Here is an 18,848-nt window from a genome sequence, read left to right on the forward strand (position 1 = left end):
TCAGTTGTAATGTAGCCGCCCATAGGCGTAAAAATGGGATTGCCAATAGCTTGTATCAAGTTTTGCGTATTGTATCGGGTCGCCACAATGCAGCATGACGGGGCTTCCGTCCCCGTCCTCGCCAACGTAGATACCCACATGAGATACGCCCGGTGTGTCGTATGTACCCGTAAAGAAAACCAAATCCCCCGGCTGCGGGTTGGAAACGCGGGTTGAAATGTTGTAAAGCCCCTGTGCCCCAAGTCTGCCCGTATTGTATAGGCCGCTGTTCGTCAGCACATAGCTAACAAAACCGCTGCAATCAAAAGAGGTTTCCGGGCTGCTGCCGCCCCACACATAAGGAAAACCGACATACTTTTCCGCTTCCTCAATGAGCCGCGCAAACTGTTCATCTTCCAGATAGGCGGGCGGGATTTCATAATCCGCTGGCGGGTTTTCATAGTATTTTGAAATATAGCCGGATTGCGGGAAAAGGTCGGGTCTGTTCCCAAGCGACGACATATACATAGCGTACATGGATAGCTGTTCCTCGCCCATAATGTAAACGGGAACATGGGAGAGGTTGAAGTTTTCCAAATCCACATTGAGAATGTAATAGTTATAGGCTACTTCAACGTCGTATTCGTTGCCCTCGCTGTCCGTCCGCGTTTCGGTGCGGTAGCGTACCTCGACTTCCTCCGTAACCGTCAAGATATACTGTTTATCAAAGAGCATTTCAAGGGTGCTTTGCGCTTCATCGAGAGTAAACACGCCCTCATGCCAAGCGGAGAGGATAGAGATTAGCACATACGGGTCATGCTCGATCTCGTCAGCCGTTACCCGGTATTCGTCATAGCCGGGGTATTCGCTTTCGATGTTATCCAGCATATCCTGTAACTCGGCTTCCATAGCGACATACGCGCTTTCTGCGCCTGTAATATCCGCGTCCTCGGAGAGATAGGACGACGCAATCAAGCCGCTTCCGCTGTTGCCGCCGAACAGGGAACAAGAGGACAAACCGCCGAAAAACAGAAGCACGATAAAGGCAATCCCGCCCACGATCAAACAGCCTTTCCAATGCCGGACGACAAAGAACGTCGCCCGTTTGGTTTCCTGCGCCGTTTTCTTTGCTGCCTTTGCGGTGGCTTCGGCGGTCTTTTTCACCTTGCCGCCCGTTTTCAACGCCTTTGCATACTGCTTTTTAATGCGCTGCTTTTGCCAAAAACGGGAAATCGGGTTAGAGTGCGCAAGGGCGGGGTTATCATGCAGCGCCTTTTGATAGAGAAAATCGGCGTTTGCCTTTGCTGCCTTTTTCTCGGCTGCTGCCGCCGCCCGGTAAGGTTTCAGCTTATGGCTGCGTATGCCGCGTTTTACTGCCCGCGTCGTCATGCCGCCCGCTTTCTCGCCCACAAGTTCTATCCTGTGTCCGCTTTCCACACCGACGTTTTCTTTCTCCACCTCATAGATTTTTCCATGTACGGCGGCGTCCAATTCCTGCGCCGGACGGGATAACGGGTTATGACGCAACTTGCCGTTTGGGGGCTTATCCGTTTTTTCAAAAGCAAGGCGCGTCTTTGCTTTGCCTTTGGCTTCGTCAAAAACGCGCTCTTTCTTGATTTTGGTCTGTTTGGGGATAGCTGCCCGCGCTTTGTCTAAACGGTCAGCCGCCGTATCGGATTTTTTGATTGCCTTTTGCAGGTCCGGCGTTGCCCGTTCCGCTTCGGAAAACTGCAAGCGGGAAGAATGGGTTTTAGGCTGCGCCGCGTCAAGGGCTTTTTTCTCCGCGCCTTTTGCTGCGTGTCGCTCAATCTCTGCGCCGATATGCTGCACAACCTTTTCCGCTGCCGCGCCTGCGGGGGCTGAATAGTTTTCCTCCTGCGGCCTTTCGCTGATACTGGACGTTTCGCCCGTCGTGAGGTTTTCCGCAACCGCACCGTCGCGGGTCATTTTCTGCGTTACCTTGTCCGGGGCTTTCCATTCCTTGCTCATGGGCTTTCACCTCCAATCCGCTGTTTCGCAAGGTTACAGTATTCGGGGTTGATCTCAATACCAATATAGCGGCGGTCAAGGCTTTTTGCCGCCGCTGCGGTGGTTCCGCTGCCTAAAAACGGGTCAAGGACAATCCCGCCGACGGGACAGCCCGCCAAAATGCACGTTTCCGCAAGTTTCGGCGGGAAAGCTGCGAAATGCCCGCCGCGATAGGAAGCTGTGTTGATCTGCCAAACGTTGCGGCGGCTGCGGACGGGGCATATCAACTCATCGGCGTATGCGCCCTTTTCGCGGGGGCGGTTGATTTTCTGCGGTTGGTTTTGCCCCGGAACAGTAACGTTATACTTGTTTCCTTTGCTAACTCCGCTTTTCAGCCGACCCGCCGTTGTGAGGGCTATCGGCTCGGCTACCGCTTGCCAATCGTAAAAATACTTCTTTGACTTGGTAAGCAGAAACACATATTCATAGCAGCGGGTCGGCCTGTCCCGCGTGCTTTCCGGCATGGGGTTCCCCTTATGCCAAATGATAGAACTGCGCAAATACCAACCGTCGCCCCGCAAGGCAAGGGCTACAAGCCACGGAATACCGATTAGGTCTTTCGGCTTGCAGCCGGGGGCGCGGTGGTTTACCGCCACTTGCTGCCCGTTCCTGCCTTTGGGGTATTTCGGGTCTTGGTGGTCGGCTTTGCTGCCTGTGCCGCAATAAGTGTCCGCGATATTCAGCCAACAAGTACCCTCCGGCGTAAGCACCCGCTTTACCTCATGGAAAACCGCCGTAATGCGGGAAACATATTCCTCCGGCGTTGCTTCCCGCCCGATCTGCCCGTCTGTGCCGTAATCGCGCAAAGCATAGTAGGGCGGGGACGTTACGCAACAATCCATACAGTTATCCGGCAAGGTTTGAAGTACCTGCAAGCTGTCGCCGCAATAGATTTTGTCCGTTTCTATCCTCATGCCGACACCTCGCCGGGTTTGGTCGTCATGACGCGATAGAGTTCTGTATTTTGCGGGAAACGGTCAATAAAGGGCAAAATCACGTTGCCGTAGAAAATAAGCCCCTCGCCCGCTTCGGAATGGGTTACATAGGTCATTTGCTGCTGCGAAATGTTAAGCTGCTTTGCAAGGATTTCCCTGTCGCCCTGGGCTTGGTTGAGCATATACACAAAGTCCGAGTTTTCAAAGATGTTCTCCACCTCGCGGGACGACAACAAATCTTTCACGTTTTGGGTGATACCTGTCGGAATACCGCCCCACTTTCTAAAACGCTTCCAAATCTCAACGCTGTACGCTGCGGTCTGTTCCTCTTTGAGCAGCAAATGAAACTCGTCGATGTAATACCGCGTCGCCTTGCCCTCGCTGCGGTTTACCGTTACTCTGTTCCATACTTGGTCTTGGACGATAAGCATACCGACTTTTTTAAGCTGCGTACCGAGTTCCTTAATATCAAAGCAGACAAGGCGGTTATGAATGTCAACGTTTGTCCTGTGGTTAAAAATGTTCAAGCTGCCGTTTACATAGAGTTCCAATGCCGCCGCGATACGCTGCGCTTCCTTTTCCGGCTGCTTCTTGATTTCGTCGTAGAGGTCGCCCAAAATCGGCATATTTTTAGGCTTCGGGTCGGCAAGGTAGTTGCGGTACACGCTGATAACAGCGCGGTCAATCAAGGTCTTTTCAACAGCTTCCAGCCCGTTTTTACCTCCCATAATCAACTCACAAAAGGAAAGGATAAAATCGCTCTTTAAGGCTATGGGCGTGTCGCCCTCGCTGTAATTGAGGTTAATATCCATAGGGTTAATGTACTGCGTGCTGTTCTGCGAAACCTTGATAACCTGTCCTTTCAAACGTCCGACAAGGGGATAATATTCGGCTTCGGGGTCGCAAATGATAATGTCGTCGGACGTGATAAGAAAAGCGTTTGTGATTTCGCGTTTTGCAGAAAAACTTTTGCCGCTGCCCGGTGTGCCGAGTATCAAGCCGTTGGGGTTTTTCAGCTTCTTTCGGTCGCACAAAATCATGTTGTTGGAAAGGGCGTTTAAGCCGTAATACAATGCTTCGCCGCTTTGGAACAGCTCTTGCACCGTAAAGGGAACGAAAACGGCGGTGCTGCTGGTCGTCAAGCCGCGCTGGATATGGATAAGGTTTTCCCCCAACGGGATAGAGGACATAAGCCCCTGTTCCTGCCGGTAGTCAAGGCGGGTCAAAATGCAGTTGTATTTCTGTGCGATTGCCGCCGCCCCAAATACTTCGTTATCCAATTTCTGCTTGGTATCTGCAAGGTTTAAGACAAGCAGCGTGAGCAGAAACATTCTTTCGTTGCGGCTCTGCAAATCGCGGAGTAGGTTTTTTGCTTCCCCGCCGTAGGTGGCAAGGTCAGACGGAATAATATCCATGTCGTAGCCGCTGCGGATTGCTTTCTTTTGTTCCTCAATCTTCATGCGGTCAAGGTCGGTGATCTTGCGCTTAATCGTCTTGATTGCTTCGTTGTGGTCGATACTCTGAATGTGCAGATTAACGATAATCCCGTTTTCCGCGTCCATGAAGTCGGCAAGCATACGGTCGGAGAGTTCCGGCGCGACGATCTGCAAAAAGGAAACCGCACCAAACTTGCCGCCCATTTGAAACATTCGCCCGTCGCCAAATCGGAAAGAGGACGGGGCGATAAAGTCCTTGACGGAAAGCCCACTTGCGGGTAGCCATTCCCACGCAAAGTTAAAGCGTTCCCCGTCCGGGTGAAAAATCCCATGCAGCACTTCAAGACGCTGTTTCCCGTCCAATACCCGCGCCGCCGCGCCGATCACCTTAAAATGGTTGAGGGTGTCCGTTTCAATGCGGGCAAGACGCGCCCGCGCCGATCTAATGTCCTTTGCTTCAACGGTAAAGGTGAGAAACTTGGTTTTGATAAGCCCGTTGTTTCCGCGTTCAAGCTGCGTCCTAAGCATTTCGGTGTATTCTGCTCTGATACTGTCGAAGTCGTCATTCTGCGGTGCAATCGTGATACTGTTCTTAAAATCGTCCTTGTTCGCATGGCGGCTGATTAGGGAAAGCTGCACGCTGATAGAAGCGTCGAACGAGTTATACATATCGCAAAGGGCTTCAAAAATGGCGGTTTTGTCGTCCGGCTGCGCAAGCTGATAATTTATATCCTCAAACTCAATGCACTTGGAATACCGCCCGTTTGCAAGGCGGCAAATCCCGTCCTTATACATTCGCTCAAACGGTATGCTGTCCTGCGCCGTATGGGGCTTCCCGTCGCCCTTTGCCTGTCGGATAAGGGTATCTATCTGTTTTCTTTCCTGTCGGGAAAGTTTACGCTTTTCGTTTTGGGTGTTTTTCTTTTCCTTTGACAATCGCCCGTACCTCCTTATCTAATTGCTCTTGCCGCGCAAGGGCGGCATAAAAATTGTTGGTCTGATAAGGTCGCTCTTTGGGGCGAAGAAACTTCACTTCCACAAATTGCCGAATAATCACTTCCAGCGGTTGCCCGTTTTTCTCGTACATGGCAAGCAAAAACATAGGCAGCATGGCAAGCACCATGCACAATGCCGCTGCGCTCGTTCCAACGCTGCCTTTTACCAAAAAGAACAGCGGCAGTCCGATTGCTACCGCCGCGCTGAAACAAATTAGCTGTCGTTTGGTAAGGTTGAACATTACCTTGCTTTTGATTTTTGTTAAGTCCTTTGGGACGGTTACATACGCCATTTCAAACCTCCTTTCTGCCCGGAATGTAATCTTCAAAGCGGGGAACAGCATAGAAAAGCCGCTTGTTGTTTACCCACCGTTGCAAATGGCGGGTAACAGGCGGGGCGGTTGGACGCTCGTAAATCATCACATACGGGTCAAAGCCCATAGCCCGCAAGGTGTTCACGCGGTATAAATCCTGTTCGTGAGTGCTGCCGTAGTTGGTAAGAACATACACGCGCCGCTGGCGGCTGCTCTTAATAGCTGTCAAATCCAAAAAACGTTGGAAATACCCGGTCAAGTCCTCGTCGGGATTATCCCATGCAAAATGTACCGCTTTTATCCGTACCCGATTTAACAGGCTGACATTATCCCTGTTCACAAGGCGAATATCCAGCCCTTGCGAAAAATCCACCCATGCGCGGCTTCGTATAAGCTGCTCAATGAGATTTTCATGGTCGGGACAGGCAAGCAGATTAGCGTCCATGATTTTTATTTCCGGCTGCCATTTCCAAAACTCGGACAAATCCGCAACCTTAACGCTTTTGCGTCCCTCTTTACCGCTGACAATGCAAAACCCGCAATTTCTCGGACAACCCCGGCTTAAAAAGCCGTAAGCAATCCCGAAAAACTGCGGGTAGATTGAATAATCCGGGTAACTGTGTTCCACTTCCGGCGGCAAGCGGTTTTTCGTGTCGTAGCCCGTACCGCCGAAAATGACCTGTTCCGCGTTGGTAACGGTTATCGTGTCTTTGGAATAGGTGTCCGTAAAGACGCGGCTTTTATATACAAGGTCGTACCGCTCCTTTGTGTTCCACCATTCCACCGTATGCCCCTTTGCTTTATGATACGCGGATAGCTTCATCAAGCAGAGGTTGGGGAAATTATGGCTGTCAACGTCGATTAAGCCGATTTTCAAATCATAACTCACCCCCTTAATGTGCCGAAAAGACGCTCTTTGCAAGGCTCCCTGTTTTGAAAAGGGTAAAGCACAAGAGGACGGTATAGCCCATGCAAGCCCAGATCGCGCCGGATATGTCGTCGGTCGCTGCGATTGTCTGTATCAACACCGCATAAATGCCGACACACACCAAAATCAAAAACGCTTGAAAACCAAGCGCAAGCAAAGATTTTAAGTAATTCTGTCCCATGCTGCCCCATTCGTGATTTACCATTGTTGCCATCGGGATAGGGGCAACGCTCGTTACAAGATATATTTCAATCATGCGCCCATACACCACAAGCATAATGCAGATTGACAGGGCTTTCATGGTAAGCCCTACAAAGAGGGATTGAAACCATAACCCCAAAAGACCGCCCACGCTCATAGCGTCGAGTTTTGCTTCAATGTCGGTAATGACAGTGGTAACGTCTATGCTTGTATCGGATATGATAACCCCCGCGCTCTGATTGACGACGCTCTGCGTAACGTCAAAAACTCCCATGACGATATTCCAAGTATTTGTTACCAGCAGCACCGCAACAAAGGTTTTGAAAATCCATTTGAAAAAAATCCAAGTGTCGAGATCGTGCAGATTGTTTTTTTCAATTACAAGCTGGATTAGTTCATAACACATGACAAAGGTAATGATAACGCCCGCAATCGGTACAATGACGTTTTCCGAAAGGCTGCGTATCATGTTGAATATGCCCGCGTTCCACCCGGCGGGGGTCGTGCCGACTTGCGTTGCAATTTCTCCAACCTCTGTATTTACGCTGTCAAACAAGCCGGAGAGGTTCGATAAAATCCCGTCTGTCAAAATGCCGCGAAACCAATCTTCAATCATCTGCCATATCAAAAGTTAATCCCTCCTTTCCCGCGCCCTCCCGTTTCCGAGAGGGCGCGGCGGGTGGTATTTGTTTTAGGCATTATCCAAAAAGTTTGGAAAGAAGCGGAACAAGGGTGCCGCCGATCAACGCGACGCCACCGCCCGCCATAAGCTGCTTCATGCCCTGGCTCTTTGCGCCCGGATTGTCGTTGCCGTAACCCTCCATGAGGTTGATAGCCCCCCAAATGCCAAGACCTGCGCCAAGCGCGATAACCAAAGTCTGCAATACACCAACTGCGCTGTTAAAGAAATCCATATAAACCTCGCTTTCTGCCGCTTTGCGGCTCAAAAAATGTTGTTGAAAATGAAAATGCCGCCGTTATTCCTCGGCGGCTGCGTCCTCGTCGGACAAATCTATTTCGTATATGTCAAAGGCTTCATCGGGCTTTACTATTGCCGGGCGGGTAGACATATACCGTTCCACATCAAAAGCGTTTTTCTTGTCGAAGTCGGAAAGGTATTTGTAGTTCGGGTGTTTCGTTATATCGTATTTGTCGCTTAAAAAGGGACGTACACCGCGTAGCTGCAAAATACATTTCCCACCGTCCATAACTGCTATTTCGTCCTGTGTCATCAACTCCTTTCCTAATTTTTGATAAGTAAGTCCATGAGAAACCTGCGTGCCGCGATTTTCGGAAGTGTTGAAACTGTCAATTGTTTCCCGTCCCAAGTTATCCGAAATATCCTTTGCATTTTTCCCACGTCCTCCCAAAAACAAGGTGCTGTCGGCATTATCAAGTATGATTTCTGCCGCGTCCTTGTAAATGGCTTTTAGCTGGCTCTGCGATTGCAGAATGATAGAAGCGGACATTTCCCGGCTGCGGATTGTGGCAATCAGTTTATCAAATCGGGGTATCTGTCCGATGTTCGCAAACTCGTCAAGCAAAAAGCGGACGTGAACAGGCAATTTGCCGTTATATTCGTCGTCCGCTTTGTCGCAAAGCAAATTGAAAAGCTGCGATTGCAGCATAGCGATAACAAAATTAAACGTGCTGTCCGTATCGCTCATTATGAGGAAAAGTGCGCTCTTTCTGTCGCCTAACGTGTCAAGTTCTAATTCGTCGTAGGACATGAGATCGCGCAATTCCTTAATATCAAAAGGCGCAAGCCTCGCACCGCAAGAAATGAGGATTGATTTTGCTGTTTTGCCCGCCGCCAATTTATATTTTCGGTACTGCTTCACCGCGAAATGGTCGGGGTCGCGTTCTTCCAAGTCGGCAAACAGCAGATCGACGGGGCTTTGATATTCCTCGTCGTCCTCGCGGGCTTCGCTGGCGTTGATAAGTTCCAACAGGGTAATAAAGTTCATTTCCTCGGCGGGGGCTTCATACCAGATGTAGCCAACCAATGCGCAATACAATAACCTTTCCGCTTTTACCCAAAAATCCTCCGCACTTTTTTCTCCCTCGCCTTTGGTATTCGCTATCAACGTGTTTACCAGCTTCAAAATATCTTTCTCGCTGCGGATATACACAAAGGGGTTGTAGTGCATAGATTTTTTGAAGTTAATCGTATTCAGTACCTTAATGCGGTAGCCCGCCCGTTGCAGCAGCTTCCCGCACTCAATCAAAACCGTACCTTTCGGGTCTGTCAAGACGTAAGAGGAATGAAGCTGCATTAAATTCGGCTTGACGAAAAACCTTGTTTTTCCGCTGCCGCTGCCGCCGATCACGACGACGTTCTTATTTCTTGCGTACTTCGGCTGCTTCGGGCGGCTGTTCATGGTAAGGCGTTCCGTCTGTGTCAAAATGATGTTGTTTTGAAACTCCGGGTCTATGTAGGGCTTAATATCTTCGGCGTTTCCCCATGAAGCGTTTTGTCAAGTGCTATTTTGAGTTATTGACGCACAATCAAAGTGAAAGCGCGAAAGTGCAAAGCGCAAAGGGTCTGCACTTTGCGTTTTCAGCTTGCGGGTTCGGGCGGCTGCTTCTTCTTGATGAAGTTGTACCATTGACCGCCGACGCGCCTTGCATCCAAAACACCGCCCATGTTGCGCTTGGCGTTCTGCACCGTCCTTTCAGATATTCCGGCTTCGGCTGCGGCCTTTACAATTTCCTCGCTGGCAAGCTCTTTCCCGTCTGCAAGCAGGTCAAGTATCAGCCGTTCCGCCTGTTCGGTCTTGGTGGCCGTGTTGCCGCCCGCGCCGGATAGCAGCTCGTCGGCGGTAATGTCATACTCGCCTATCCACGAAAAGCCCGTTTCCGGGTCAAGGCAAAAGGCAACGGGCTTGCCCTCCGGCGCAAGGGAAGATTTGTCATGGACGATAACGCGCACATTTGGCTCCCGCTTCACGCGCCCAATCAGCAGGACGCTCCTTGCTGCGGCGCGGAAGTCAATAGAACCTAAGCCCCGGTATGCGCTCTGTCCTCCGGCGGCTTTATTCAAGTGTCCGATAAGGATAACGGCGCACCCGGTACGCTCGGCAACATCGGCAAGGCGGCGGAACATGGGGCGCACCTCGTTTGCCCTGTTCATGTCGGTCTTTTCGCCCATGTACGCCTGTATGGGGTCAAGGATAATCAGCCGCGCCCCGGTCTGCCGGATAGCTCTCTCTATGCGCTCGTCGGAAAGGGAAAGCCCCTGCTTGCTCTCATCAATGACAAGAACACGGTCAAGGTCTGCTTCGGCTTCCATAAGGCGGGGCTTGATGGTGTCGCCCAAACCGTCCTCGGCGGTCTGGTAAATCACATTGAATGGCTCATGCGCTGCCATGTGGGGGAACGGCTTGCGGTTGGTACAAGCGGCGGCAAGGCGTAGGGCAAAGGTGGTCTTGCCCTCGCCGGGGTTGCCTTGCACAATGGTTACTTTCCCAAACGGGATATACGGCTCCCATAGCCATTCAACGGTCTGCGTGTCAACCTCGCTCATGCGGATAATCTCGACGGTTTCTTCCTGCGGCGGCTCTTTCAAGCCGTAAACAGCTTCCCGGATATACTTCCCGTCTGTGATTTCTGCCCGGTGCTGCAATACCTCGTTCCAATCCTTGAAAAGAGGGATAAGCCGGTGGACGGTATAGCCCTCCGGCATGAGCTTTACAAGGCGGCTGCAAGCGTCGTTCCCGGCTTCATCGCTGTCAAGGCAGAGGTAAACGGTCTTGATGTTCGGACGGTCAGAGAGAAAGCGGAGCAGGGCTTTTTCTCCCACGCCGCCCAATGACAGGTAGCTTTGCTTCTGCCATTCCTTTTTGAACAGGCAGAGGAAAGAGATCAGGTCAATGGGTGCTTCAAAGACAAACAATCTTTCGCCCTCGCCCCGGTAACAGAAGTTAAAGGCTTTGTCGCTGCCTTTCACATCAAGCCGGAAGTTTCCCGCCGTTCCTTTGCTGTGGGCGTAGCGCGGTATTCCGTCCTCGTCCCGCCCCACAAATACGGCGTTGTGGTGGGCTGCGTCCTCGTAAATATCGCCGCGGGCAAAGAAAAAGCCCGTCACATCTTCATCAATGCGGCGGGCTGTTGTGAGGTAGTTCCTCGCTGTTCGGTTGTCGCTGTTTGGGGGTGGTAGCCGGAAGTCGGATAGGGACGCGGGGCAAGGTCTGTCCGGCGGCGGTGCGGCTCCCTTTTCTCCTGTGAGAAGTTCTACGGCTTCGGTGAAGCTCTTGCCGAAAAACTCCATAACAAAATCAACGGGGCCGCCGCCCTTGCTCTGGCTGTGCCTGTACCACTTGTTTCCCCGGACGGTCAAGCTGTCGTGCCGTTTCCAGCGGTATTCATTCCCGGCGCGGGTAAGCTGCTCGCCCTGTGATTGCAGGAAAGAAACAAGGTCGGCTTGGTTCGCCCGGTCTATCTGTTCTTGGGTGTAATACAAAAAGCTCAACTCCTTTCATCGTTCTAAGTCGTGCCGCTTGGCGCGGGTCTGCTCCGGCTGGTCGGCTTTCAGCGCAATGTCAACACACTTGCGGATATTGTGCAGCTCGGCAACCTCGGCGCGGGTTTCTTTCAGCTTGGTATATTCCGCTGTTCTCTGCCCGCTGAGAGTGGCGTACTCTTTTTCCCATTCAGAGATAGGCAAGGTCTTTGTCCCTTTCGGCAGATTTGCATGGAGATAGCGGCTCGCTGCGTTCCATAGCGTAAGCTCGGCGCGGTGGGCTTCCTCGTACTTGTCGCGCTTGCTCGTCCAGCCATTTTTCAGCTTTTTCAGCTCGTCGTGAATGGGCTTGTACTCGGTGTAGTTCTTCCCGTATTCAATCAGCTTTTGCAATTCTTTCATGCGCTTCTCGGCGGTTTTCATGCCCTCCCGGATAGCGTCGGCTTGGTCGCTGACAGAGGAAAGGGCAGCGTCCAGCTCGTCAAGGGTGGAAATGCCATGCTCGGAAAGATAGTTGACCGCCTTTGCAACGGTTTTCAGTTCGTCGGCGGTGTGCTGCCTTTGCCAACTCTGCGAATACTTCCGGCTCTTTTCTCTCTGAACGCTTAAATACTTCATCAGCAGATTTGCAAGGCCGGGGGATTGCGGGGGCTGCTCCGGGGCGGTTTCCCGCGCCTTGAACAGTTCGCCAATCCATTCTTTGAGCTTTCCAATCTGCGCCCGGATTTCCCGGATAAGGCGGTTTGCTTTTTGGATATTCCGGTTCAGCTCGCCTTTCTCGGTGGCTATGCCTTTCTTCTCCATTTGACAGGCCGCCACGCCCATGTGGACGGTGGGCAGCTCGTCAATGCCGCGCTCGGCGTTGCTGCGGTGGTCGATGCGCTCCGGGCTTCCGGCGCGTTCAAGGTAGGCGTTTGAAATATCCGCCCATGCCTTGCGCCATAAAAGCGCGTTGCCCTTGTCGTTCCAGCCGGTCAGGTCAACTTTGCGGGCCTTGTATTTGCCGCTTGGCAAGCGAATACGCTCGCCGTTTTCATCAAGGTCATATTCCTTTTTGGACTTCGCCGCCCATGCGCCGCGCTCGTCAAGGGGGCGCATGGTAAGCATGATGTGACAATGGGGATTGCCCTTGCCGGTGTCGTGAATGGCGTAATCAACGCACATTCCTCTGGAAACAAATTGAGAGGAACAGTATTCCCGGACAAGCCGGATCTGTTCCTCTCTGGATAACTCTATGGGAAGCGCCGCGTCAATCTCTCTGGCAAGCTGGGCGTTCCCGGCTTTCTCGTAAAGCTCCACGCTGTTCCACAAGGTTGAACGGTCAGAGAAAGAGGGCGGGGCATTGGGCGGCAGTAGGATTTCCGTATGGACAACACCGCCTTTGCGGGTGTAGTCGTGGGTCATTCCGTCCCACTCATTTGTCAACTTTTCGCCGCTTCGGTAGGCGGCTGCGGCAACGGCTGATTTGCCCTTGCCCCGGCTGACAATGCTGATATTACAATGGTAGATGGCTATGGGTATCACCTCCCGGATAGGATAATAAAACCCGCAAAAATGGTACAGACGCCAACGGCGGGTGTACTGTTTTTGTGGGTGTGCAGGGATAGCCGCGTAAGCGGCGCAAGGGGTGCAGCCCCTTGTTGCGGCAAAGCCGCCAATGTCGGTCAGAGAGGGAAGCAAGCGGCTTTCTCTCTGTGCCGACAAGCCCTCGGCAGAGCGCACGCACCCGTAAGGGTGTATAAGTGCGCCCTTTGTGCCAAAGGGATTATTCGCTTTTCCCGCCCTTGGTGCGTTTTTTCAGATAAGCCCGCGCTTCCTCGCTCGTCAAGGCAAGCCGGAGAAAGGCGGCGGCTTCCTCGTCGGTCATGGTCTTGGCTTCCGGCACAATGCTCTCAAAGACCGCACCCCGGACGATCAGCCGATGGCTGCGCGTCCTGCGTTCCTCTTGGGATAACTTTTGCCGCAACACCTTTTCCCGGTTTTCAAGCTGCCGGATTTTCTTCTTCCCGTCCTCAATCTCGGCTTGCAATTCCTCGCGGTTTTTTTCTCTCGGTTTCGTCATGGGTGGTCACTCCTTTCTACCTGTCGGCATAGAAAAAGGACAGTCGATTTCCTCGGCTGTCCTTTTGATTAGGGTGTTTGGTTTACTCCGTTCTGCTCAATAAATGGGAATATTAAATATCAATACGCCCTTTAATACATTCCTATTAAAACATCAGCTTCGATTGTCAAATGTGTGAGAGTACGCCAATCAACGCAATCTTTTTCAACGCAAAAGAGAAGCGGCGTCATTTCAATAAACGACATTCTTTGTTCTGATGACAACTGTACGGTGGCTGAAACCGTTTCTCTTGAAATGGTTTTAAGATATTTCTCAAAATATTCAACGACAGACTCATTTGAATAATCTGGATTTTTCAAGTGTGCTTGCACTTTAGTCCTGATTTCCCTCAAATGATTTTTCGTAGGAATTACTTTCACAACATATCCGTTAGGAGATAGCAATCGCTGAAATTCTTTGTAGTGTGCAGGCGAAAATATGTCTAAAATACAATCCATACTTCCGTCTTTCAAAGGGATTTTTGATAAGTCAGTAACAAACCACTTCACTGCTTTGCGCTTGTCTTTTTTTGATGCAATCTGTATTGCCTCCCTTGACAAGTCAAAGGCAAAGATGTTTCGTTCTGTTCTTTGCTGTATCTGCCTTGCATAGAAACCCTCGCCGCAACCAACATCTAAAATGTTTCTTATAGATGGCGTATCAGAAATAAACTGTATGATTTTCTCCAACACAACATCATACATGCCATACTCCAAAATTTGGTGCCGGTTGTCAAAAGACCGCTTGCTGTAGTTGGTTTTGGGCGATGATTTTAACAACAAATTTACATACCCATATCTTGAAATATCAAAGCAATGTCCATGTCTACAAATTAGGCTATTGCCTTGTATATCCATTGATTTTGTGCAAATTGGGCATTGAAAATAAACCTTGCTGTCTGCAAAGCGTGATAAATTATTATTCATTTGTTTTTCCTCCGTAATTACATCTCTGCTTCAATAAGCGAGTTATGCAATACGGATAACCGCAACATAACTCGCGGTTTTATCTTAATCTCATAAATGTAACCATTGTGTTGTCCTCCAATCAATTCCGCAGTATTACTCTGCTTTTAGAAAAAGTATAGCACAAAACTATGAACATTTCCACTCTATTTCAGCCTGTCGGCGGCGTTGCTCTCTCTGGCGTACCGCCGCGCCGCTTCCCGCCGTTCCTCGCTGTATGGGGCGGTCAGACGGAAAGAGAAGCGGCCTTTCTCAATGTCAAACTCCATGCAGCCCGTTTCCGGGTCTGCGTCGGTCTGGCGGCACACATCGGGGTGCTGCTCGGCATAGGCGGCAAGCCGCTTCTTCAAGTCGGTATTGTGGGTACGGATATGGATCAACGGGTCTTTCTCATCAAACCAGATGTCTGTGGTCTTTTTTTGCTTGGGAAGCCCTGTTCGCATAAACTCTCCTTTCTGCGCCCCTGTTACGCAATAGGGGCATTTTTCGGGTGTTTTCTCCGGCTCTTGACTTGGAGAAAACGGCGTTTTTGACGATAAAAACCGCCCGGACGGGGAATGTATCGTCGGGGCGGCTGTTATCGCAAAATTTCCGATTTTTCCGGCTCTTGACCGTCCTGCAAGCTGTCGGCAAGTATCACTTTGAGCAGCTTGTCGCGGAATGTTTCTGTGCCGCTGTGATTGAAAAACAATTCCGCAACGATGGTCTGTCCGTTCTTCTGTGTCGTGATGATACTGTCGGGGGTCTGTTCTGCCATAGGCGGCTCCTTTCTCCGGGCGCGAAAAAGGGATTTCCCGTAGCCCGGAAAATCCCTCTTAGTTGTCGGTATTCTGTTTTACTGTGCGGGTGCTGCGGCGGCGGCCTGCGCCTTTCTCCTTGCCCGGTATTCCCGCGCTTTCATGCGGTCATATTCCCGTTGCTTTTCAAGGTTTCGCGCCCGGTACTCCCTTGAATACTGCCGGTGGTAGGCGCGGCTCTTTTCCTTTTGGGCTTCTTCGATTTCCTCCCGCATTTGCCGGACTTCCTGCTCCGTAGGCTCTGCAAGCTGCGTCACTTCGTTCTCAAATCTGCCGATATAGTTAAAATATATCCCGATGTGCTGAACAGCCTGTTTTGCCCTTTTCTTGTCGCGCTCATGCACTTCAATCCGGCTGATAAACTCGTTGAGAATGGCGGGGGTCAGGTCAGTAAAGGCGGCATAGCGTTCCGTCAGCTTCAAAAACTTCTGCGCCCGCCCTCCCGCGTTCTCATAAGCGGATAGCTGCTCTTGGAGTGTGGCAAGCTCCGTTTTCAGTGTGTAGTATTCTTCCGAATATTTTTGCGACATTTGCTCATAGCGGTCTTGCGGGATAGTGCCGAGGGCGTTGTCCTCATAGAGCTTATTCAGCACCTTGTCAATCTGTTCAAGGCGTGTCGTGATTTGCGGGATACGTTTCTGCTGCTTCTTGGTCTGGTCGGTCTGCTGCATGGCAAGGTTCTTTTTCACTAAGGCTTCAAACTCCGCCCGGTTGCTGATAGAGTAGTCCTCGATTTTCTTCAGCACTTCCGCGACGGTCTGCATGAGCAAGTCCGCGTCGATGATGTGTGGGGAATGGCACTTGGGGTTTTTGGCTTTCCCCTTGTGATACTCGCTGCAATAGGCAACATGCCGCTTGCCGCCGTTCCTGTAATCTATGCGGATGTGCATTTTTGCGCCGCAATCCTTACAGAAAAGCAAGCCCGACAAAGGGTGGATTTCCCCGTCCCCGTTGGGGCGTCTGACGGGCGCGTTTTCCAAAATCCGCTGTGCGGTTTCAAAGTCGGCGCGGTCAATAATCGGCTCATGCACATTTTCGGTTATCTGCCATTGGCTCCGGTCTACATAGTGGTTCCGCTTGTCCCGGAAATGCTTTGTAGTCTTGAAGTTGACTACATCGCCGCAATACTCCTGCCGCGTGAGGATATGGGTCAAGGTGACTTTGTTCCACTTGTAGCGGTTATCCTCATTGAGCGCCTTGTTTTTACACGTTCCCCGTCCCCGGTCTTTCATGTAGAAAGTAGGGGTAGGGATTTGCTCCTGCGTCAGATATACGGCGATTTGGTTGCGGTTCTTCCCGCCGATAAACAGACGGAAAATAAGGCGCACAACCTCGGCGGCTTCCTCGTCGATTATCCAAAAATCCTTGTTGTCCGGGTCTTTCATATAGCCGTAGGGGGCTTCGGTGGCAATCGGCTTTCCGCTCATGCCCTTCGTTTTAATGCCGGTCTTTACTTTCTTGCTGATGTCCTTTGCGTACCACTCCGACATGATGTTGATAAAGGGCGCAAACTCCAATGTGTCGGGCTTCTCGCTGTCTATCCCGTTGTTGACCGCGATAAAGCGCACATTGTTCCGTCTGAATATCTCCATAGCGTTGCCAACTTGGAGATAGTCGCGCCCCCAGCGCGTCAGGTCTTTCATAATGCAGACACCGATTTTTCCGTTTTCTACATCGTCCATCATGCGGGAATAGGCAGAACGGTCAAAAAATCTGCCGCTTTCGTCATCGTCAATGTAGTGCCGGATATTGGTTAAGTGCTGTCCTCTGGCATAGTTCTCCAAAAAGATTTTTTGGTTCTGTATGCTGTTGCTCTCACCGCCGTCCCTGTCCTCGTCGCCCACGGAAAGGCGGGAGTAAAGGGCGGTAATTTTGCTATAATCAGTCATGTGCATAACCTCCTGTGCGTCCATGTAGGTGTCCTTTACACTTAAAATTATGCACTCCATCGGGCAGAGCCGTACTCCGCGCCCTTGCGGTATTTCTTCGCGTTTTTCCCTTTGACATAGACAATCAAGCGGATAATCACCGCGCCGACAATGCCGACAAGCAAATCCAGCGGGTAAATGCTCGGCAAGGCACTTTCAAAGGCTGCGGAAAATCCCTGCGTGATATTCAGTATCTTTGCGGAAATATCCGCGCCGGGGGCAAGCCGCACCGCCTGTCCGACTTTATCAAAGAGATAGACAAAGAACACATAGGGGATATTCGGAAGTATTAGCTTTTTGTAGTTAATCTGCTTCATATCTCGCGCCCCCTGTCCATTTTCTTTACCTTGTCGCGGGCGGCGTTAAGCTGCTTTGCCTTGTCCTTTGCAGCGGCAAGGGCTTTGCGGATAGAGGGCTTTTTCTCCCTGTTCAGCTTCTTTGCGGAAAACTCTTGAAACGCTGCGGTCATAACGTCTGCGTCCCGGCCTTTGAAAAACACAAGGTAGCGGGTCTGCTCGCCCTTAACCTTTTTCAGCGAAAAATCTATGTTGTATTTCTTCGCCGTACTCTCAAAGGCTTTAATATTGCTGTCGGTGATCTCGATGTTGGAAACACCCGCGTTCTGCTTCATAAGCTGCCGCATGGTCTGTTTCCCATGCGCGGGCTTGCTTTTCTGCTCCAAAAACTTTTGGATTGCTTTCTGCAACGCCTGTTCGGTAAGCCGCGCCGCGCCTTTTCCCACTTTGACGTATAGGGCAATCGTTTTTTGGGTTACTTCCTCCTGCAAGGTATCAACTCCTTTCCCGGTAAAATGCGGCTATGCTCATTCGCCGCCGTATAAGTCGTGATTGACAAGGGCGGTATAGTAGCTGTCAATGGTACTCGGCGCGTTGAACAGCACCGCTTTTAGATACTGCTTGATGTTGCGCACTTTGGTTGTGTTCTCCCTCATGCAATCCAAAACAAACTCAATATGGCTGCTGTTCAGCTTCAAAAATTTGGATTTCACCAGTTCGGCGGGGTAGTCGTCCCCGGCAATACGGATTGTCTTTCGCGCTGTGCAGACGGTTTCCAGCATGAGGTCAACAATCTCATTTAGGCGGTCTTTGTCCATTTTGGGGTCTTGAATGAGAATGTCATACTCGATATTGTCCTTGATAATCTCCCTGTAAATCTCTACTGCGCTATTGCTTTTCGCTTCCGTTCTTTTCCTTTCCGGCGGCGAAGCCGCTTCGCCCTGCTCAAAGGGCAAGGGATTTAGGGAATGGAATGGAAAGGAATGGGTACTTGATAAATCAGTAATTGATTTTTCTTTACTTGATATATCTTTATTTAATTGCGTTGGATTTTCCAACGTAGGTTTTTCCTGCGTAGGTTTTTCCAACGTTGGATTTTCCAATGTTGGATTTTCCAACGCAGGTAAATCCAATATAGGCGGCTGTCCGACGCTGGTAGCTGCTTCCGGCTCTCGCGGCTGCGGCTGCTCGTATATGACGTAATCCGCGCCCCGCAAGCGTCCCTTTTCGTCGCGTTCCCGGCTGCGCACGATATATCCGGCTTTTTCGAGTTCCTTTACCGCTTCGCGGATTGCGTCGATCTTCTCCCGGTTGATATGGGATAAGCCCGCAAGGGTATAATCCCAATCCTCCGGCAAGGACAGCATTTGCGAAAGCAAGCCTTTTGCTTTTAAGGACAATTCCTTGTTTCGCAAGTGGTGGTTGCTCATAACGGTATATCCCGTATTTCGCTCCACTCTGAAAACTGCCATTTTTCCTCACT

Annotated in this window: 16 protein-coding genes and 2 pseudogenes; all 18 read right to left on the reverse strand. The window is 50.9% G+C overall.

From position 1 onward, the window contains the following. Positions 1–1,968: a C40 family peptidase gene (locus H7U36_RS04810; protein ID WP_044942463.1), complete on the reverse strand. Its 1,968-nt coding sequence runs from the start codon at positions 1,966–1,968 to the stop codon at positions 1–3. After that, positions 1,965–2,921: a DNA-methyltransferase gene (locus H7U36_RS04815; protein ID WP_044942460.1), complete on the reverse strand. Its 957-nt coding sequence runs from the start codon at positions 2,919–2,921 to the stop codon at positions 1,965–1,967. The genes H7U36_RS04810 and H7U36_RS04815 overlap by 4 nt, the downstream gene beginning before the upstream one ends. After that, on the reverse strand, positions 2,918–5,314 hold the full coding sequence (locus tag H7U36_RS04820) for a VirB4-like conjugal transfer ATPase, CD1110 family (RefSeq protein ID WP_087221613.1): 2,397 nt from the start codon (positions 5,312–5,314) through the stop codon (positions 2,918–2,920). The genes H7U36_RS04815 and H7U36_RS04820 overlap by 4 nt, the downstream gene beginning before the upstream one ends. Next, positions 5,274–5,666 (reverse strand): PrgI family protein, encoded by a 393-nt coding sequence (locus H7U36_RS04825; protein WP_006774460.1) that lies wholly within the window; start codon positions 5,664–5,666, stop codon positions 5,274–5,276. Before H7U36_RS04825 ends, H7U36_RS04820 begins: the two co-directional genes overlap by 41 nt. Position 5,667: 1 nt before the next feature. Further along, the gene (locus H7U36_RS04830) at positions 5,668–6,564 is read right to left on the reverse strand and encodes a radical SAM protein (RefSeq protein ID WP_171898515.1); all 897 of its coding nucleotides are present in this window, start codon (positions 6,562–6,564) and stop codon (positions 5,668–5,670) included. A gap of 16 nt (positions 6,565–6,580) precedes the next feature. Continuing rightward, positions 6,581–7,432: a VirB6/TrbL-like conjugal transfer protein, CD1112 family gene (locus H7U36_RS04835; RefSeq protein ID WP_003431220.1), complete on the reverse strand. Its 852-nt coding sequence runs from the start codon at positions 7,430–7,432 to the stop codon at positions 6,581–6,583. A gap of 82 nt (positions 7,433–7,514) precedes the next feature. After that, positions 7,515–7,730 carry a Maff2 family mobile element protein gene (locus tag H7U36_RS04840; protein ID WP_003508243.1) on the reverse strand — a complete coding sequence of 72 codons (216 nt, stop codon included), beginning with the start codon at positions 7,728–7,730 and terminating at the stop codon, positions 7,515–7,517. 63 nt (positions 7,731–7,793) lie between these two features. After that, a pseudogene (locus H7U36_RS04845) lies at positions 7,794–9,290 on the reverse strand (VirD4-like conjugal transfer protein, CD1115 family); the annotation flags it as partial. Positions 9,291–9,376: 86 nt separating this feature from the next. After that, positions 9,377–11,278 (reverse strand): AAA family ATPase, encoded by a 1,902-nt coding sequence (locus tag H7U36_RS04850; RefSeq protein ID WP_035393622.1) that lies wholly within the window; start codon positions 11,276–11,278, stop codon positions 9,377–9,379. Between the two features lie 15 nt (positions 11,279–11,293). Beyond that, positions 11,294–12,802, reverse strand: a complete 1,509-nt coding sequence (mobQ, locus tag H7U36_RS04855) for a MobQ family relaxase (RefSeq protein WP_005930696.1) — start codon at positions 12,800–12,802, stop codon at positions 11,294–11,296. Between the two features lie 241 nt (positions 12,803–13,043). Further along, positions 13,044–13,340, reverse strand: a complete 297-nt coding sequence (locus tag H7U36_RS04860) for a DUF3847 domain-containing protein (RefSeq protein ID WP_016147288.1) — start codon at positions 13,338–13,340, stop codon at positions 13,044–13,046. 131 nt (positions 13,341–13,471) lie between these two features. Continuing rightward, positions 13,472–14,305 (reverse strand): methyltransferase domain-containing protein, encoded by an 834-nt coding sequence (locus tag H7U36_RS04865; protein WP_002584969.1) that lies wholly within the window; start codon positions 14,303–14,305, stop codon positions 13,472–13,474. A 185-nt stretch (positions 14,306–14,490) separates the two neighbouring features. After that, on the reverse strand, positions 14,491–14,787 hold the full coding sequence (locus H7U36_RS04870) for a P-loop NTPase family protein (RefSeq protein WP_005930687.1): 297 nt from the start codon (positions 14,785–14,787) through the stop codon (positions 14,491–14,493). A 134-nt stretch (positions 14,788–14,921) separates the two neighbouring features. Then, entirely contained in the window at positions 14,922–15,101 is a 180-nt protein-coding gene (locus H7U36_RS04875; protein WP_005930684.1) for a transposon-encoded TnpW family protein, read from the reverse strand. 78 nt (positions 15,102–15,179) lie between these two features. Then, positions 15,180–17,030, reverse strand: a complete 1,851-nt coding sequence (locus H7U36_RS04880) for a recombinase family protein (RefSeq protein WP_206197938.1) — start codon at positions 17,028–17,030, stop codon at positions 15,180–15,182. Between the two features lie 56 nt (positions 17,031–17,086). After that, positions 17,087–17,386, reverse strand: a pseudogene (locus H7U36_RS15580) (recombinase); the annotation flags it as partial. Further along, on the reverse strand, positions 17,383–17,856 hold the full coding sequence (locus tag H7U36_RS04890; RefSeq protein WP_002604484.1) for a PcfB family protein: 474 nt from the start codon (positions 17,854–17,856) through the stop codon (positions 17,383–17,385). The gene H7U36_RS04890 and the pseudogene H7U36_RS15580, both read right to left, overlap by 4 nt. A gap of 36 nt (positions 17,857–17,892) precedes the next feature. Beyond that, positions 17,893–18,837 carry a DUF6017 domain-containing protein gene (locus H7U36_RS04895; RefSeq protein ID WP_058118388.1) on the reverse strand — a complete coding sequence of 315 codons (945 nt, stop codon included), beginning with the start codon at positions 18,835–18,837 and terminating at the stop codon, positions 17,893–17,895. Positions 18,838–18,848 lie beyond the last annotated feature (11 nt).

It is taken from the genome of Faecalicatena fissicatena (assembly GCF_016900595.1).
GTDB lineage: Bacteria > Bacillota > Clostridia > Lachnospirales > Lachnospiraceae > Claveliimonas > Claveliimonas intestinigallinarum.

Excerpts from the sequence above, each read along its gene's own strand:
- H7U36_RS04810 (WP_044942463.1), bottom strand. The coding sequence starts at position 1,968 with ATGAGCAAGGAATGGAAAGCCCCGGACAAGGTAACGCAGAAAATGACC.
- H7U36_RS04815 (WP_044942460.1), bottom strand. The coding sequence starts at position 2,921 with ATGAGGATAGAAACGGACAAAATCTATTGCGGCGACAGCTTGCAGGTA.
- H7U36_RS04825 (WP_006774460.1), bottom strand. The coding sequence starts at position 5,666 with ATGGCGTATGTAACCGTCCCAAAGGACTTAACAAAAATCAAAAGCAAG.
- H7U36_RS04835 (WP_003431220.1), bottom strand. The coding sequence starts at position 7,432 with ATGATTGAAGATTGGTTTCGCGGCATTTTGACAGACGGGATTTTATCG.
- H7U36_RS04840 (WP_003508243.1), bottom strand. The coding sequence starts at position 7,730 with ATGGATTTCTTTAACAGCGCAGTTGGTGTATTGCAGACTTTGGTTATC.
- H7U36_RS04860 (WP_016147288.1), bottom strand. The coding sequence starts at position 13,340 with ATGACGAAACCGAGAGAAAAAAACCGCGAGGAATTGCAAGCCGAGATT.
- H7U36_RS04865 (WP_002584969.1), bottom strand. The coding sequence starts at position 14,305 with ATGAATAATAATTTATCACGCTTTGCAGACAGCAAGGTTTATTTTCAA.
- H7U36_RS04870 (WP_005930687.1), bottom strand. The coding sequence starts at position 14,787 with ATGCGAACAGGGCTTCCCAAGCAAAAAAAGACCACAGACATCTGGTTT.
- H7U36_RS04875 (WP_005930684.1), bottom strand. The coding sequence starts at position 15,101 with ATGGCAGAACAGACCCCCGACAGTATCATCACGACACAGAAGAACGGA.
- H7U36_RS04880 (WP_206197938.1), bottom strand. The coding sequence starts at position 17,030 with ATGACTGATTATAGCAAAATTACCGCCCTTTACTCCCGCCTTTCCGTG.
- H7U36_RS04895 (WP_058118388.1), bottom strand. The coding sequence starts at position 18,837 with ATGGCAGTTTTCAGAGTGGAGCGAAATACGGGATATACCGTTATGAGC.